Source organism: Synechococcus sp. BL107 (assembly GCF_000153805.1).
GTDB lineage: Bacteria > Cyanobacteriota > Cyanobacteriia > PCC-6307 > Cyanobiaceae > Parasynechococcus.
In genome coordinates, this window is record NZ_DS022298.1 from 503,315 (window position 1) to 519,416 (window position 16,102).

Consider the following 16,102-nt stretch of genomic DNA (forward strand, 5'->3'; position numbering starts at 1 on the left):
CACCCTTCTTTAAGATCACCGCCTTCCCCCGCTGCAGACCGTGACTTCCCCTTTTCTGCAGCGGCATCTGGGCCCAAGCAACGCTGAGCAGGAGCAGATGTTGCAAACGCTGGGGTACCAGCACATGGATGCATTCATTCAGGATGTTGTCCCCGCCGACATCCTTGATGCCGTCCCGCCTCGGGACGTGCTTCCGACCGGTTGTGGCGAAGCGGAGGCGCTGGCAGATCTCGGCACGATCGCTGCGGAGAATGTTGTTCGACGATCGCTGATTGGTCTCGGATATCACGGCACAGCAACGCCGGCGTTGATTCAACGCCACGTGTTTGAGAACCCTGCTTGGTACACCGCTTACACCCCTTATCAAGCTGAGATTGCCCAAGGGCGGCTTGAGGCGTTGCTGAATTTTCAAACGTTGATCAGTGAGCTCACTGGGCTTCCGATCGCGAATGCCTCCCTGCTGGATGAAGCCACGGCCGCGGCAGAAGCCATGGGCTTGAGCTTTGGTGTGTGTCGACGTCCCGAAGCGAATCGTTTCCTCGTCGATTGCCATGTGCTCCCACAGACCTGGGCTGTGCTGCAAACCAGGGCGGAGCCATTGGGAATTGAGCTTGAGCGGGTTGATCCCGAGCAGATGGCTTTTGATGCGCGTGTGTTTGGGGTGCTGTTGCAACTCCCCGGCGCGGATGGTCTGCTCTGGGACCCCACCACGTTGATCGAACGTGCCCATGAGAGCGGTGCTCTGGTGACGGTGGCGATTGATCCATTGGCGCAGACCTTGTTCGCGCCCGTTGCAGATTTTGGTGCTGACATCGCAGTGGGCAGTGCCCAACGTTTTGGTGTGCCGATGGGATTCGGCGGCCCTCACGCAGCATTTTTTGCGACGCGGGAGGCCTACAAACGCCAAATCCCTGGTCGGCTTGTGGGTGAGTCGAAGGATGCCGAGGGCAATCCTGCTTTGCGCTTGGCGTTGCAGACCCGTGAGCAGCACATCCGTCGGGACAAGGCCACGAGCAACATCTGTACGGCGCAAGTGTTGCTGGCGGTGATCGCTTCGTTTTATGCGGTGCACCATGGCCCCGATGGTCTTCGAGCCATCGCCGAGCGGCTTGTTGGCCTCCGTTTGCAGTTCGAAGCAGGCCTTCGCACGCTGGATCTCGCGGTGGAGCAGGCCGACCGTTTCGACACTGTCACCGTCACCTCCACCGTTGCGCCGGCTGTGCACGCCGCGGCGGCCGAGGCGGGATTCAATCTGAGGGCTCTCCCTGACGGCGTGCCGGCATCCCAAGCCACCGGATTCGGCGTCAGCTTCGATGAATTCAGTGATCAGAAGGAGGTGGCGAAGCTCCTTGAAGCAGTCGCGAAGGCGGTCGGCAAGCCCCTGCCCACGGCGCCTGCCTCCGCAGTCGACACCGATGCAGAACTTGCGTTGCCATCACTCCCCTCGCGGATCCGGCCTTGGCTGACGCAGCCGGCATTCCATCGCTACCGCAGCGAAACGGAGCTCATGCGTTATATCCAGCGCTTGGTGAGTCGTGACCTGTCGCTAGTGCATGGAATGATCCCGCTGGGGAGCTGCACGATGAAGCTGAATGCAGCTGCAGAACTTCTGCCGGTGAGCTGGCCGGAGTTTGCCCGTTTGCATCCGTTTGCCCCTTTGGATCAGGCGTTGGGCTATCGCCATCTCGCCGACGATTTAGAGCGTTGGCTGGCGGCTCTCACCGGTTTCGCTGCTGTTTCATTGCAGCCCAATGCTGGCTCTCAGGGTGAATACGCCGGTTTGCTGGTGATCCGTGCCTGGCACCGCTCCCGCGGGGATGACCACCGAGATATTTGTCTGATTCCCACCAGTGCCCATGGCACCAATCCCGCCAGCGCTGTGATGGCAGGCCTCAAAGTGGTGGCCGTGGCTTGCGATGCGGAAGGCAATATCGATCAAGACGACCTTGCGGCGCGGGCAACGGAGTACGCCGATCGTCTTGCGGCCTTGATGGTGACGTACCCCTCAACCCATGGGGTGTTTGAAACCGGGATTCGCCATATCTGTGAGGTGGTTCATCGCCACGGCGGTCAGGTGTACCTCGATGGCGCCAATCTCAATGCGCAGGTGGGTCTCTCTCGACCCGGAGCTTTCGGTGCCGATGTTTGCCATTTGAATCTGCACAAAACGTTCTGCATCCCCCACGGTGGTGGCGGTCCAGGGGTAGGCCCGATCGGTGTGGCGGCTCATCTGGCTCCCTTCCTGCCAGGGCATCCCTTTGAAGATCAAAAGGCGTCGGCCATCGGGCCCGTTTCTGCAGCAGCTTTGGGGAGTGCCAGCATCCTCCCGATCAGTTGGATGTATTTAAGGATGATGGGGGCGGATGCACTCCGTCAGGCCAGTGCTGTGGCGTTGTTGTCTGCCAACTATTTGGCCCACCGTCTCGATGACCACTTCCCAGTGTTGTTCCGTGGTGTCACGGGCCGTGTTGCCCATGAATGCATCCTTGATTTGCGACCACTGAAGCGAGATGCCGGCATCGATGTCGATGACATCGCCAAGCGATTGATGGACTACGGCTTCCATGCCCCAACCGTGAGTTGGCCGGTGGCAGGCACCGTGATGGTGGAGCCCACGGAAAGCGAAAGCTTGTCGGAATTGGATCGGTTCGCCGATGCCTTAATCGCCATCCGTGAAGAGGTTCGAGCGATTGAGACGGGGGCAATGGATGCCTTGAACAACCCTCTGAAGCGGGCTCCCCACACCATGGCTGCGGTGATGTCCGAGGTTTGGGATCGTCCCTACAGCCGCCAGCAGGCTGCATTCCCCTTGCCCGATCAAACCCAAAACAAGGTGTGGCCAGCCGTGGCTCGGATTGATAACGCCTATGGCGACAGAAATTTGGTCTGTACCTGTCCGTCGGTGGAAGCCGTTGCGATTGCGGCCTAATTCGTCGTCTTGGACTGGCGCTTTGTCTCTACAGGAAGTAAATTTTCACTGAAAAGCGAATTAATTAGTTGGATTTCACCAACCGCTCTGGCGGCTGAAGTCACACTATGCGGCAACTGATTCGTCTGTCGGGGGACACCATGGATCGGGACAACACCACCAATTTGGGTCTTGGAACCTTGCAAGGTCCAAGCCTTCCACAACTGCCAGAAGGCTTGGAATCAGCCTTCAACCGTGGCCATACGCTTTCCATCGAAGGCACGAACGTTGTTCGAGTGCCATTCGGAGTGAGGGAGGCTCGCCGAACTCGCCCTGAGCGGCCTGATCACTGGGCAACCCTGGTGATACCTCTGCAACCGATCGGAAATCCAACGCCACCACCAGCCGCCGCTTGAATTCAAGCGGCGTTGATCTCGGTGCTGTCTTTCGACAGCCTCCAGTCGAGTAGAGCTTTCACATCCGCTAAGGAACAGGATGGTGTCCGAAAGGGCAGCAATCGCATTGGGCTGCGTTCGGGACGCACCAGCCATCCTTTGTTGGTTTGTTCCAGTAGAAGGAATCCGCGGTAGCGGACGATGACCTCCTGACCAAGCAAAAATCCCATCGCTCCGGGAGTCAATTGATTGAGGTGAATCCATTTCAGGACACAACATGTGGCGTGCCAGTCAACCGCTGATTTTTTTTAGGATTGAACAGTTTGGGTTGTCATCTGTTGACAAAGCCGAGGCTTGGACTGCGTTCGCACTTGTTTTTTGTGGTACTTAGTGGCAGGAAGATTGATGTATTGCCGGATACGTTTTGTGGTTGCTCATTGGGCAGACACCATAGGTAGCGCTTTAGGTCAACCCATTAGCTCCAGTCCTGGCATCCTTGATGCCTGATCAGTCTCAGAGCTTCAATGGCCGTTGTTGCAACAGGCGTTGGAGGAGGTCGTCAATGCTGTCGTCGTTGGCGGGTTTGGCGTAATTGCTCAGCAATTGCCGGCCCACCACCTCTGCGCCGAGATGGGCGAGTTGGATCCGCATCGAGATCAATGCTTCCATGCCCCCCCCTCCGGAATGGGTCGCAATGGCAATGGGGCGGCCATTGAAGAGGCCCCGGAAGTCATCGCCTTGAACCGAAAGCCAGGCAATGGCGTTGCTGAGGCAGGGGGGGATTGACCCGTTGTATTCCGGAGCGCACATCACCCAGCGAGGTGTTGTGGCCAGTAACTCCTGGAGAGGGGCAAGGGCTGTTGGTATCCCGTGGGCTGCTTGGGCTCTTGGCGTGAACAGGGGAAGATCGAGCGTTGTGAGATCCAGCAGTTCTGCCCGTTGGCCGAGGCTGCGGGCGCTGGCTTGAAAGCGTTCGGCCAACTTGAGGTTTTCACCATTGCTGGCCGTGATCACCAATACATCGAGCGGTGTGTCTGAGTTCATGACGAGAATCTCGACGATCGACGTAGAAGTTTGCCCGTCACATTTTGGGGTAGGGCCGTAGGGCCATGGCCTCCGCAGCTGTGAGGCCGATCGAGTGGTGGCACCCCCGAGCCAAGCGTCAGGCCGTCTTCAATTCCGCTTCCCGATAGGGCACGAAGCTGGCTTTGCGCGCCCCGCAGATCGTGCAGCACCAATCATCTGGAATTGCTTCGAAGGGGGTGCCGGGCTCAATTCCGGAGTCGGGATCACCATCTTTGGGGTCATAAATCATCGAGCACACCTTGCAGATCCACAGGCCGGAGACAGGCTCATCGGCTTCACCAGCCTTCCCTCCTCCCTCTAAAGCCTTTAAGGCCACGCCATAGCGTTCCGCATGGTGCTGCTCGATGGGGGAGAGCAGTCCAAAGTTTTTAGCCGCCGTGTGGAAGGTTCCTGCGTGGTCCTTGGATTCGTCCACTTGTCCTTGGAACTCCGCCTCGGCCCCTTGATCGCGATCAGCGCGAGCTTGGGCAGCGAACTCTGGGTACATGGTCGTGTACTCATAGGTCTCGCCTTCTATCGCCAGGTCGAGGCACTGCTTGAGGATGGCGTTCTTCTGTTCGTCGTTGAGCTTGGCGGCATCACCGATTACCAGATCTGGGTGAAGTAAACGGAAATGGGCGAACGCATGCTCTGTTTCTTGCGCGGCCGTTTCGCGGAAGAGTTTCGCGAGCTCGTTATGGCCTAATTGTTTGGCGACATCAGCAAAGAAGAGGTATTTGCGATTCGCCATGCTTTCTCCTCCGAAAGCAGCTTCGAGGTTGGCTTGAGTGCCCGGCTTTGAAAGATCCATTGCAGTACGACGTATCAAATGACTCTATAGCAACTCATACTCGTTATGAGTTCGCCTTGGGTTTAGTAGTTGGCTCCGCTGCGCCGATGGTGGACTGCTGTTTGGCCTTGAGCATCAAATAGGCCCCCATGGTTCACCTCGGCGTAAATCAGCCAATGGTCGCCACATTCCATGCGTTGTTTCACGCTGCCTTCCAGCCACGCCAAGGCCTCCGGCAGCAGCGGTTGCTCGCCTGGGCTGGTTTCGAGTTCGAGGCCCGCGAAGCGATTCGCCCCCGGTTCAAACGGTTGGAGAAATTGCTTCATGGGACCGGTCTCCCGTCCTTCTGCCAAAACATTGAGGGCGAAACAGTCGCCTTTGTGCAGCAGAGCTTCGACAGCTCGATCTTTGGACACGGCCACGGTGATTCCAGGTGGTGTGAAGCTGGCCTGGCTGACCCAGCTGGCCACCATGGCACCGCTGAGATCACCTTTTTGGGTGGTCAACACGCATAACGACCCCAACACCCGTCCGAGGGCCAGAACGGCTGGATCGCTTCGGCTTTCGCTGAGCCCACCCGCACTGCGGCGTTGAGCACGTTTCTGAGCGTTAAGGAGTTGGCGTCCAAACCGTGTTCCGGTTTCTTCCAGTTCCTTCACTTTCGCGGTGTCGGGGCTGAATTTCACCCGAATCGGATCGAACCCAAAACTGAAGCCGCCATCGCGGAGCTTGGTTTCCAGTAGGTCGACCGCCTCTCCACTCCAGCCATAGCTGCCAAACACCCCAACAGGTTTGTTGCGGTCTCCTTCTGCCAAAAGTGTTCCAAGTGCCGACACGATGGGAGTTGGTGCGTGCCCTCCGAGCGTGGGTGAGCCGATCAAAATCGCATCGGCTTCTTTGATGGTGTTCACCAGTTCATCAGCAGGGGTGAACTCACAATTGAGGCTGTTCACACGAATACCGGTGCGGTTCACGCCTTGGGCCAGGGCATCCGCGATTGCTGCCGTGTTGCCATAGGCGCTGGCGAATAGCAGGGCCACGTTGAGGCTGGCCTTGTTTTGCCCTTCTCCCCAACGGCGGTAATCGTTTAACAAGCTGCGCCAGCTCGCTTCAATCGCAGGCCCGTGACCAGGAACCAAGGTGCGGATGTCTAGCTCCTCGAGGCGTTCCACGACTCCGTCGACTTGGCGCGCCATCGGAGCCATCAAGCAGTCATAGAAGTGACGTCGCTCCTCTTCCGTGCTGCTGCGGTTCGCTTCGGCCCAGGTGTCTGTACACAGGTGGGCGCCGAAAAATTTCCCGCTCATCAAAAGGCCGAGAGTGTCCTCGAAGGCCAGCAGACCGCCGGGCCAGCGGGGCGTTGGAGCCGGAAGCAGCAGCAGGGTGCGCTCGTGGGCGAGAGCCAGACTCTGCTCTTGGCGAATCACCCGCAGTGGCGGCAGCGGGGGCAGTGGCGGTTGTTCGGATTCTTCGCCGGGAGCTGCGGGTTTGCGTTGGCTCCAGAGCTCTTCCAGCAACTTGGCGCCTGGATTCGAGGCAATCAGCTCGAGCTTGGGGTAAACCTCAGCCAGGCTGCGCAGCAGAGCAATCCGGTTCGGGTTCACGTGGCCCACCACCACGAGAAGTGGTTGTTCTACGTCGCCCAGCAGGGTGTTGAGCTGCGGCAAGAACACGGAGCTGTAGGCCGCCCCTGGCGGATGGACGAGCACTGCAGCGGATCCATCTCCGGCTTCGAACAGCACGCTGTTGGCGGTACTGCCGCGCTCTAAGGCGTACTCCAGTTCGAAGCGATGGCGCTCAGGGCTCAGCCCTCTGAAACAGAGCACGCCAGTGTCGATGGGTAATTGGATTGTGCGACGCCCTCCAGCAGTGCTCACCACGCGCTTCCTTGATCGGTCTCAAATCTAGGTGGCATGAAGGCTGGGAATACCTGCGGTACAACCGTCATGACCAGCGATGCTGATGGCTCTGATCGCTGGTCGAGTTGTTGGAACAGGTTTTGACATGGTGCTTTTAAGGCTCCAAATCATTTGATTTCAGCGCTGCGTTAATCGGGCAAGTGTCAGTAGTGATTGCCCACTTTGCGGTGATGAACAGCGGTACTCCCGTCGGCATCGGCCACATTTCCCTGTTCCACGACGGCGTAAATAATCCAGTGGTCAGGACCTTCCATGCGTTGTTCAACGCGGCAGCCCAAGAAAGCCAGGGCATCGCTCAGCACCGGGCCTCCATCGGCGACGTCATCCAACACCGCGACGCCTGCAAACCGATCGGCGCCGGGGGGGAACCGCTTCAGGAAATGACGGAGCAGCGGTTGATGGTTGTCATCGCGCAAGACGTTGAGAACGAAGCGGTCTCCTACTTGCATGAGGGCTTCAATCGCTCGGTCTTTGGCGACGGCGACGGTGAGTCCGGGAGGGCTGAAGCTGGCCTGACTCACCCAGCTGGCCACCATGGCGCTGCGTCGCTGAGACTCGCCGGATCCCTGGCTCGCGGTCACCACATAAAGGCCACCACTCACCCGGCCCAGGGCCTTATCGAGATCGCCATCCAGGCTTTTCATCGCTGCAATGGTTTTCTCCTTGGTGAGCAGCTGGCCGAGGTCGGTTCCTGATTCTTCGCAGCGCTGGTAGTCGCTGCCTTGCGGTAGTTGACGGATACGCAGTGGGGCAAAGGCTTGTTTTTGACCTTGGCTGCGGAGTTGGTCTGCAACGGCGTCGATCGGTTCGTCATTGCCGCCGAAGGCGTCGTAAACGCCAACGAGTTGTTTGGGGTGTAACGCGGCAAGAAGCGTGCCAATCGCGGCTTGCACATCAGCATCCGGTTCTTCAGGCCATGTCGGCACCACCACGGCCTTGGCCTCACCCACTAAAGCCGTGAGTTCCTGTGGATCGGTGGCGCGTAGATCCACGAGCTGCACTTGAGCGTCGGCTTTGCCAATGCCATGGGCAATGGCCTGGCTAATTCGATCAGAGAAGCCGTACTGGCTGAGGTAACAAACCGCGGCATAGCTTTCACCCTTGCTGCGCTGACCACTCCACTCGCGGTAATCGTTGAGCCATTGGCTGAGGTGATGGCGCAACAGAGGGCCATGGCCAACAGCAACCGTGTTGATCTCCGGCAGGGAGTCCATGCGTTTCAACGCCTGCAAAACGCTGCGAGCGTTGGGCCCCATTAAGCAGTCGTAATAGAAGCGAAAGTCTGGAGCGATCGCGCCGGGATCACTGTCGAACAGTTCTTCAGAGCAGTAATGAAGTCCGAAGGCATCACAGGTGTAAAGCGTTCCCGTGCCGTGATCGAAGGAAAAAATCGTGTCTGGCCAGTGCAGGTTTGGGGCACTGAGGAATTCAAAGCGGTGTTGAACACCGCTGTCTGGATTGGTGCCCAAGTCCAGCTCTTCACCGCTCTTCACCGCTCTGGATCGGAACGGACGGTGCACTTGGTCTTGCAGAAATTGGATCGCTACTTTCGATCCAACAATTTCAATCTCAGGATTGAGGTCGATGAGGTCACCAATGAGGCCGGAATGATCCGGCTCGGTATGGCTCACGATCAGCACATCGATTGCAGAGGGATCGATTTGATCCTTCAGCAGCGGAATCCAGCTGTCCCTGAATTTGGCGTGGCTGCTATCGATCAGAGCCGTGCGCTCACCACGAACCAGAAAGGAGTTGTAAGTGGTGCCGTTGCGTAAGCCGAACTCGATATCAAAACGGCTGCGTTCCCAGTCGAGGGATCGAATCGTGGTTGTATCTGCGGCAATCGCTTCGCACTGAAGGCTCAAGCGCTGTGCGGTAGGGGCAACAACCATGAAACCGACCGTGACGGATTTCAACTCTAAGAAGGCTGTTGGCTCCGATGACGCAGAAGATGGCAGAAATCGCTTGTTCTTTATGGCGTCGTCGACGCTGCGTCAGAGCATTGGTCCAGGAATTTTGCTGGCCGGTGCCTGTATTGGTGGACCCCACCTCATGTCGTCCACCACAGCAGGAGCGCGGTTTGGCTTTGCGCTGGTGCTGCTGATTCTGCTGATCAATTTGATCAAATACCCGTTCTTGCGAGTGGGGACGCGGTTTACAGCTGCGACAGGACTCTCCTTGTTGGAGGGATTCCAGCGGCGTAATAAGGCCTATCTCCCGCTATATCTCCTGGTGAGTTTGGTCACCGGCACGGCCACGATCGCGGCCGTGAGCTTCGTAGCTGGGCTGTTGCTCACCAATGTGCCCGGTTTAACGGGGTGGGATCCCTATGGCCTTTCCATTGGGGTGCTGGTGGTGAGTGGACTGATTTTGTTGTTGGGCCACTACAAAGCTTTGGATCGTTTGTCCAAGCTGTTAGTGGCCTTGCTCACGCTGCTCACAGGCGTGGCGGCCCTGTCGTTGCTGATTCGTGGGCCTGTTGGTGACGTGGCTTCGAGTTGGGTCGCAACAGATCCCAGCCCGTGGACCCTGGCGAATTTGGCGTTTCTGATCCCCTTGATGGGTTGGATGCCAGGACCGGTGGAGATGTGTGTGTGGCCATCGTTGTGGATGTTTTCCCGTGCGCGCGATACCGAGCACACCGCCAGCCCTGCGGAAGCGGAATTCGACTTCAACCTGGGCTATGGCGTCACGGTGGTGACGGCCTTGTTTTTCATCACGCTGGGTGCCTACACGATGTATGGCACCGGCGATGGAATGCTCGCCGGCAGCGGTGTGTCTTTTGCCCAGAAGTTGATCAAGCTCTACACCGCAGCCATGGGTGGTTGGGCGGCTTGGGTGATCATTCCAGCTGCGTTCTCGGCGATGTTCAGCACAACGATTACCTGCCTCGACGCCTACCCCCGCAGCATCGGAGCGATTCAGGGCCTCTTGAGTGGTCAAGACAGCGGTGATGCGGCTCCGGGTCCCCAGCGTCGTCGTTTTCAGTTGTGGGTGGTCATTCACCTGCTGGTTGCCGTTGTGGCCTTGGTGGTGGCAAAAAGCGGCGGTATTGGTGTGAAGGACTTCGTCTTTGGCGCGATGACCGGCAGTTTTCTGTCCGCTCCTCTGTTCGCCTGGATGGCGATGGACACGATCAACAGCAGTCTCGTTCCGGTTGAGCATCGTTATGGACCGGTGATGCGTGGATTGTGTTGGTTTGGCTTGCTGTTCTTTCTTGTCTTCAGCTTGCTGTTTATTGCTAATGCCTTTTTCGGGGTTGGTGCTTAATGAGTGATCGATTCAGATATGGATCCAATCAAAAACCCCCGTGGAAGCGGGGGTGGGATCCGTTCGTTTTGGTGCGTTTCCTGTGGTGAAGATGGAATCGTCTTAGGGCGTGAAAGTTATCCCTTGATCTTCATGAATTGATCCTTGAAAATCACTTTTCAATCTGCACCGACACGCTGGTGTGTTCGACCGCTTTTCCAGCGGTGATCTCCAGGATGCCGTCGCGATAGCTGGCCTTCAGCTGCTCTCTGTTGAGGCTATGGGGGAAGCGGAAGCTCCGGCTCCAAGTGCCAGTGCGGAATTCGCTGAGCACTGGGGAAAGGCTGTCGGCGTCAGGGGTAGAAGGGCGTTCGGCAGTAATCACAAGGTTGCGGTCTGTGGCCTTGATGTCGATCGAGTCGTGGTCCACGCCAGGTAGTTCCAGGCGTACGGTGTAAGTGGATTCGGCTTCCAGGATTTCGGCGTGGGGCACGCGCTCCGCGGTGGCCACTTGTTGCTCCAGTCGCTCGAACAGTTCGAAGGGTGATTGACGAAGAGTGATCATGATTTTTGGTCCGAAGAGTTGAACATCTGCGGACTTGGTTGTTTGCCCGCCACAGCAATCTGCGTGGTCTTGATGAGAACGAGGAGCGTAAGAACCGTCTGATTTGATTCGGTCTATACGACTTGGTTCGGTTGCTACTCCTCAGGTGTCGTTGAAACCGAACGGCTTCAAATCCACCACCAATTGCTGAAGCTTGCGGCTTGACCACAGGCGTGTTGGTGTTGATCCCAAAGGGTCCAGATTCGGGCGTTTTGAATCATGAATCGTCTCCCTTTGCGGCTGATGCGGATTCCGCTATAGCCCTTGATGGCGTCTTCGCATTTGGCTTTGCTGAGGGCAAGGGAGCGTTCGGCTTGTTCGGCGGTTGGAGCGGTGAGGCGTGATGGCAGTCCCACCAGCTCAGCCCATGGGGCATCCCATAGGACTAGAGCAGCGGCATTGGCATAGGTGAGCTTCGGTTCTGGGCTGCCGTCATGGGCCAGCACAGGGAACCCGCAGGCGAATAGTTCCTGACAGCTCAGGCGCAGGGATGGTTGCCGTCGAGGCGAAGCAATCAGTGGCGTTTGGAAGGCCCGTTGGTGGGACTGCAGCAGCTGTGCCACCAGGGCCTGTTGGTTCGTACATAACCAGGGGGGCTCTGATTGCATGGCTGGTGTGCAGGAACGCTTAATTCAGCTGCCTGCTGCCATGGCTTGAAGCATCGCCCGTTGGGCACTGGCTTGGCCGTGGGCTTTGAGGTTGCCGAGGAATGTGTTGCGGGCCTCTGGAAATCGCGGGTCTTCGGCGAGGGGCAATTCACCGGCGGCATCGAGGCCCGTGTCACCTTCGAGTGCCGCCGTCACCACAACCAGATCGCCGTCGAGGCTGCGGTTGTAATGCCACCAAAGGGCCGGATCAAGCACGGCGGGATGGGCGGGGGTGGCCGTGGTTTCCTCAGGAGCCTTCTTTGAAATGGAGGCGGCCTTTTGCTTGCCGATGGCGTTGGTTTTCACCATGGCCGCCAGCGCTTTACGTCGTTTTTCGGCTAAGTCTTCCAGCAGCTTTGAGCGATTGCGTCCTCGGAGCTGGAACAGCACGAAGGGGTCCTCGCTGAAGCGATCCCCCATCAGGAAGTACACCGCACTGATGTGCTTGCAGGGGTTGGCCTTGTCTGGGCAGCTGCACTCGCTGCGCACCTCTTGAAGTTTGAACGGAAACAGGCGTTTGCCACTGGCAGCGAAGGCCCGTTCGATGTCGGACGGCATGATCCCAGCCAACAGTTGAGCGGACCAGCGTGCTTTTTGGGTGAGTGCCTCGAGCACATAGCCCCAGTCCTCATCATTGAGAACATCGAGCCAAAGTTTCACTTTGTAGGGCTCTTCATCGGTGCCCTGCACCCGCGCATGCACCCGGCGTCCCTCGAAGCGAATGGAGGTGACGTTGCCCTCGCGGGCATAGCCCCAGGCGCGTTCGAGGCGTTTCTTGAATCGGTAGCCGTTGATCAGCTCCATCCATTGCTCAACCCACCAAGGCTGTTGCCCTAAGCCGTCATCGCCAATGGCGGTGATGCCGGTGTTGTTGTGGTTGCTGTTTGTGTTCATGGTTAGGTGTCCTCGAGGGCAACAAGATTGCGCAGCTGATCGCCGCCAAGGCTCCCGAGCCAGTCTTCACCGGAGCCGATCACGTCTTCAGCCATGCGAGCTTTTTCACGAATCATTTGGTCGATTTTTTCTTCCACCGAGCCACGGGTGACGAATTTGTGCACCATCACCCGGTTGGTTTGACCAATTCGATAGGCCCGGTCGGTGGCTTGGTTTTCCACCGCTGGATTCCACCAGCGATCCAACGTGGAACACGTGGCTGGCCCGGGTGAGGTTTAGGCCAACACCACCGGCCTTGAGGGAGAGAAGGAAGAGTTGAGGTCCCCGGGGGTCCTCTTGGAATCGATCCACCATCGCTTGCCGATCACTTTTGCGGGTTCCGCCGTGCAGAAAGGGAACCTCAGACTTCCAGCGTTGTTGCATCCAGGCCTGCAAGAGGTGTCCCCATTCGGCGAACTGGGTGAACAGCAAAGCGCGATCGCCGGCTTCAATCACCTCTTCAAGGATTTCTTCCAGCCGCATGAGCTTGGCGGACCGGCTAAGGAATTCGGCGTCAACGGCACCTTCGCGTTGGGCTAAGGCCGGGTGATTGCAAATCTGTTTTAAACGGGTCAAGAGCGCCAGCACCTGGCCATGGCGTTGCCCTCGAGGTGCGGTGGCAATGGCATCGAGGGTGTCTTCAACGGTTTTGTTGTACAGCGATTTCTGTTCTTTGCTGAGCCCCACCCATTCGCTGAGCTCCACCTTTTCAGGCAGGTCGGAAATGATCGACTTGTCGGTTTTGAGGCGGCGCAGGATGAAGGGACCAACCCGTGCTTTGAGATCGCGTAACGACGACATATCGCCGTAGCGCTCAATTGGCATGCGGTAGCGCTGACGAAAAAAGTCTTCCTCACCCAACACTTTGGGGTTGAGGAAATCCATCAGCGCCCACAGCTCGCTGACGCGGTTTTCCACCGGTGTGCCCGTGAGTGCAATGCGGAACCTGCTGCTCTTCCCGGCTCGCGCTAGGTCTCGGGCCGCTTGGCTTTGCTTTGCCCCAGGGTTCTTGATCGCCTGAGCTTCATCGATCACAACCCCTTGCCAGTCGAGGTTGTCCAGCAGCTCACTGTCGCGTTGCATCAGTCCGTAACTGGTGAGCACCAGATCCACACCTTTGAGCTCTTTTTTCAAGGCGGCCGGCGTGGAAGGCCGGCGTGGCCCGTAGTGCTCTCTCACCGACAGCTCAGGGGTGAAGGCTTCCGCTTCCCGTCGCCAATTCGTGAGCACCGAGGTTGGGGCCACCAACAGCACCGGGCGTTTGAGTTCGTTTTCCGCTTTGAGGTGCTGCAGGAACGCCAATAACTGGATGGTCTTGCCCAAGCCCATGTCGTCCGCCAGGCAGGCGCCCTGATCGAAGCGATGCAGGAAGGCCAGCCAGCCCAAGCCACGTTCTTGATAGGGACGGAGTTGTCCGGAAAATCCCTCTGGAGCTGGCAGGGGATCGGGGGCTTTTTGCTGGTGGTATTGCTCGAGAACTCCCTGAAGACGAGGCCCTGCATCAAAGCGATGCACCGGCAGGCGCATCATGAGCTCCCCTTCTGTGGCCGTGAGCCGTAGTGCGTCGTCGAGGCTCAGTTCTGGATTGGCTCCACAAAAGCGTTCGGCGTTGCGGAGATCGTTGGGCCGTAGTTCGATCCAGGCGCCCTTGTGGCGTACCAGCGGACTTCGCTTACCGCTGAGACGTTCGAGCTCTCGGAGGGTGAGTGTGACGCCGCCGATCATGAGATCCCAGCTCCAGTCAAGAGATTCGCCGAGGGTGAAGCCGCTGGATCGATCCGGTAGATCCGCTTTAATCGCTAAGCCAAGCCGGCTGGCGAGGCCCCCTGAAAGACTGGGGGGCAGTTCGACGCCGATGCCGGCATTGCGGAGCTGGTGCGTTGCTGTTCGCACCAACACAAATGCCTCCGCTGGAGTGAGCTGCATCGTTTCCGGTGTTGCGCTTTCCAGTCCGCGTTCGATCGGAGGGAACACCGTGAGGGCTCGGCCAAGACCCTCCAGCAGCACTTCCCCCGCCTGGTCAACTTGGATTTCCCCCAGTTGAAGGGTTTCCGCTCCTGAGGCCCAGGCCGCGGCGGCCGGCAGCTTGAGGCTGGGATCGGCCTCCGCTTGCAATCCAAACTTCAGGTCCCAGAGTTCTTCGCCTTCGTTTGGGGTGTTGAGTTCGAGGCAGGTGCGGGCGGCCGCGAAGCCTCCGGCAATTCCCTCGCGCCAGTGCAGGCTTGCCGCGGTGAGGCGTTCTGCGTCTTCGTTGCCCACCTCCACAACACCGGTTTCTGAGGCCAGGGCCTCTTGCCACAAGGTGAGTAAGGGGTCGAGGCCTTCCGTGCTTGGTTCAAATCCCTTGCGCAGCTCCGCATCCACCAAGTCTTCAAGCAAGGTGGCCACCCTGAGGCGACCGCTTCGTGGGCGACAGCAGGCGACCGGATTGGCGGCTCGCATCGCTTCCGGTCGAAGCCTGGTGGTGCGGTTGCTGCGGCGTCCGAGTGGCTCACGCCAAGGGAGGGCACAGGTCGCTACGAGGGGCAGCGTCGCGGCGAGGTCTTCGAGCCGGCGTCGATCCTCCTCACGGTTCAGCAGGGGAACCCAGCGCGCTCGGTGGGGGTACCCCTCGCCTTTGCTTAATTCCATTTGGGGAATCCAGCGACCACGGGCCACCAAGCTGAGGGACCAACGTTGGAGGTGACTCCACCAGCGCAGTTCATCCCCAAGGTCTGGATGTCGGCCCGATAGGGGTAAACGGGCCAGCCATTCCGTGGCGGCCGATGGCTCGACCGCCAGGCCTTGCACTTGCCATGGCCACCATTCCATTTGTTTTGGAATGGGTTCTCCCGCTTGCATTGGCAACCCGGTCCAGGCTGGCCCCTCCGGATCTGGTTCGCTCGATTGGGTTCGACTTTTGCGGGGTTTGACGGTGCGGCTTGGGAGGGTGAGGCAGGCGGTGGCATCGATGCTGCCCCCAGGCATCAGGTCCCGTTCGGTCAACCAAGCCTTGAGATCGTTCGAGCCAAGGGTGAAGGGATGCAGAGCGGGTGTGAGTCCAGGTCCCTCCGGTGAGGCGACACGCCAGGTGTCAGCCCAAACGAGCAGTGCCGGTTGTCCGGAACTGCTGGAAGTACGAATGGCGGGAAGCCAGGTGGCGTGCAGCAGGCTCATGGCCGCGACGCGGGCAGGAAGCGGAGGGTGCTATGGAGTAAGAGAGCACTGCCGATCAACGGCAGCCAGGCTTGAAGAAACTCCAATATCACCAATGCCAAGCCATCGGAGTGCCAGTTGTCAAGGGGTAAGGGCATTCCAAGGCTTCGAACGCCACAGATTGCCCCCACGAGCCCGGCCTGTAAGTGCTGGTCGTCCGGGTCGGCACGGTGCAAATGAAAGGCCAATAATCCGTAAAACAGTCCGCATCCACCGGAGCGAATCCCTGCGTCGAGGCCCCATCCCAGGCCAATCGCACCAGCACTGATGCCAGCCAGCAAGGCCCAGCCAATCGACTGGAGCCGCAGTCGATTGCGGGACGGGTGATCGTCGTTCGGTGGGGCTGGCACCGCTGCTGGCGGGTTAGGGGCGATCATGACGGCAGGATCCTCCTTCC

General features: G+C 58.7%; 12 protein-coding genes and 1 pseudogene. 3 read left to right on the plus strand and 10 right to left on the minus strand.

The features are described 5' to 3' along the window. Positions 1 to 40 precede the first annotated feature (40 nt). Complete coding sequence (gene gcvP / locus BL107_RS02460) at positions 41 to 2,929, plus strand: aminomethyl-transferring glycine dehydrogenase (protein WP_009788683.1); 2,889 nt, start codon at positions 41 to 43, stop codon at positions 2,927 to 2,929. A gap of 140 nt (positions 2,930 to 3,069) precedes the next feature. Further along, complete coding sequence (locus BL107_RS02465; protein ID WP_037988693.1) at positions 3,070 to 3,324, plus strand: hypothetical protein; 255 nt, start codon at positions 3,070 to 3,072, stop codon at positions 3,322 to 3,324. A gap of 2 nt (positions 3,325 to 3,326) precedes the next feature. Here BL107_RS02465 and BL107_RS02470 read toward each other — a convergent pair whose 3' ends face one another. The 5 genes from BL107_RS02470 to BL107_RS02490 form a co-directional block, all read right to left on the minus strand. Next, a complete protein-coding gene (locus tag BL107_RS02470; RefSeq protein ID WP_009788685.1) occupies positions 3,327 to 3,533 on the minus strand; it encodes a hypothetical protein in 207 nt (68 codons plus the stop codon). 283 nt (positions 3,534 to 3,816) lie between these two features. After that, positions 3,817 to 4,347, minus strand: a complete 531-nt coding sequence (locus tag BL107_RS02475; RefSeq protein WP_009788686.1) for an NADPH-dependent FMN reductase — start codon at positions 4,345 to 4,347, stop codon at positions 3,817 to 3,819. A 118-nt stretch (positions 4,348 to 4,465) separates the two neighbouring features. After that, positions 4,466 to 5,179, minus strand: a complete 714-nt coding sequence (locus BL107_RS13285; protein WP_009788687.1) for a rubrerythrin family protein — start codon at positions 5,177 to 5,179, stop codon at positions 4,466 to 4,468. A gap of 62 nt (positions 5,180 to 5,241) precedes the next feature. Further along, positions 5,242 to 7,038: a diflavin flavoprotein gene (locus BL107_RS02485; RefSeq protein WP_009788688.1), complete on the minus strand. Its 1,797-nt coding sequence runs from the start codon at positions 7,036 to 7,038 to the stop codon at positions 5,242 to 5,244. 182 nt (positions 7,039 to 7,220) lie between these two features. Then, the gene (locus BL107_RS02490) at positions 7,221 to 8,969 is read right to left on the minus strand and encodes a diflavin flavoprotein (RefSeq protein ID WP_037987948.1); all 1,749 of its coding nucleotides are present in this window, start codon (positions 8,967 to 8,969) and stop codon (positions 7,221 to 7,223) included. Positions 8,970 to 9,051: 82 nt separating this feature from the next. Between BL107_RS02490 and BL107_RS02495 the strand changes: the two genes are divergently transcribed. Continuing rightward, positions 9,052 to 10,347 (plus strand): NRAMP family divalent metal transporter, encoded by a 1,296-nt coding sequence (locus tag BL107_RS02495; RefSeq protein WP_037988695.1) that lies wholly within the window; start codon positions 9,052 to 9,054, stop codon positions 10,345 to 10,347. 151 nt (positions 10,348 to 10,498) lie between these two features. Here BL107_RS02495 and BL107_RS02500 read toward each other — a convergent pair whose 3' ends face one another. The 5 genes and pseudogenes from BL107_RS02500 to BL107_RS02520 all read right to left on the minus strand — a co-directional run bounded on the left by BL107_RS02500 (position 10,499) and on the right by BL107_RS02520 (position 16,082). Beyond that, positions 10,499 to 10,891, minus strand: coding sequence for an Hsp20/alpha crystallin family protein (locus BL107_RS02500; protein ID WP_006169692.1), 393 nt, complete (start codon positions 10,889 to 10,891; stop codon positions 10,499 to 10,501). Between the two features lie 167 nt (positions 10,892 to 11,058). Next, a complete protein-coding gene (locus BL107_RS02505; RefSeq protein ID WP_009788691.1) occupies positions 11,059 to 11,538 on the minus strand; it encodes an MEKHLA domain-containing protein in 480 nt (159 codons plus the stop codon). Positions 11,539 to 11,562: 24 nt separating this feature from the next. Then, positions 11,563 to 12,471 carry an SWIM zinc finger family protein gene (locus BL107_RS02510; protein WP_009788692.1) on the minus strand — a complete coding sequence of 303 codons (909 nt, stop codon included), beginning with the start codon at positions 12,469 to 12,471 and terminating at the stop codon, positions 11,563 to 11,565. 2 nt (positions 12,472 to 12,473) lie between these two features. Next, a pseudogene (locus tag BL107_RS02515) lies at positions 12,474 to 15,666 on the minus strand (DEAD/DEAH box helicase). After that, positions 15,663 to 16,082, minus strand: coding sequence for a hypothetical protein (locus BL107_RS02520; RefSeq protein ID WP_037988697.1), 420 nt, complete (start codon positions 16,080 to 16,082; stop codon positions 15,663 to 15,665). Before BL107_RS02520 ends, BL107_RS02515 begins: the two are co-directional and overlap by 4 nt. Positions 16,083 to 16,102: the final 20 nt, after the last annotated feature.

Coding starts and splice junctions, on each gene's coding strand:
- BL107_RS13285 (WP_009788687.1), bottom strand. CDS start 5,179: ATGGATCTTTCAAAGCCGGGCACTCAAGCCAACCTCGAAGCTGCTTTC.
- BL107_RS02510 (WP_009788692.1), bottom strand. CDS start 12,471: ATGAACACAAACAGCAACCACAACAACACCGGCATCACCGCCATTGGC.
- BL107_RS02500 (WP_006169692.1), bottom strand. CDS start 10,891: ATGATCACTCTTCGTCAATCACCCTTCGAACTGTTCGAGCGACTGGAG.
- BL107_RS02475 (WP_009788686.1), bottom strand. CDS start 4,347: ATGAACTCAGACACACCGCTCGATGTATTGGTGATCACGGCCAGCAAT.
- BL107_RS02470 (WP_009788685.1), bottom strand. CDS start 3,533: ATGGGATTTTTGCTTGGTCAGGAGGTCATCGTCCGCTACCGCGGATTC.
- BL107_RS02465 (WP_037988693.1), top strand. CDS start 3,070: ATGGATCGGGACAACACCACCAATTTGGGTCTTGGAACCTTGCAAGGT.
- BL107_RS02490 (WP_037987948.1), bottom strand. CDS start 8,969: ATGGTTGTTGCCCCTACCGCACAGCGCTTGAGCCTTCAGTGCGAAGCG.
- BL107_RS02495 (WP_037988695.1), top strand. CDS start 9,052: ATGGCGTCGTCGACGCTGCGTCAGAGCATTGGTCCAGGAATTTTGCTG.
- BL107_RS02505 (WP_009788691.1), bottom strand. CDS start 11,538: ATGCAATCAGAGCCCCCCTGGTTATGTACGAACCAACAGGCCCTGGTG.
- BL107_RS02520 (WP_037988697.1), bottom strand. CDS start 16,082: ATGATCGCCCCTAACCCGCCAGCAGCGGTGCCAGCCCCACCGAACGAC.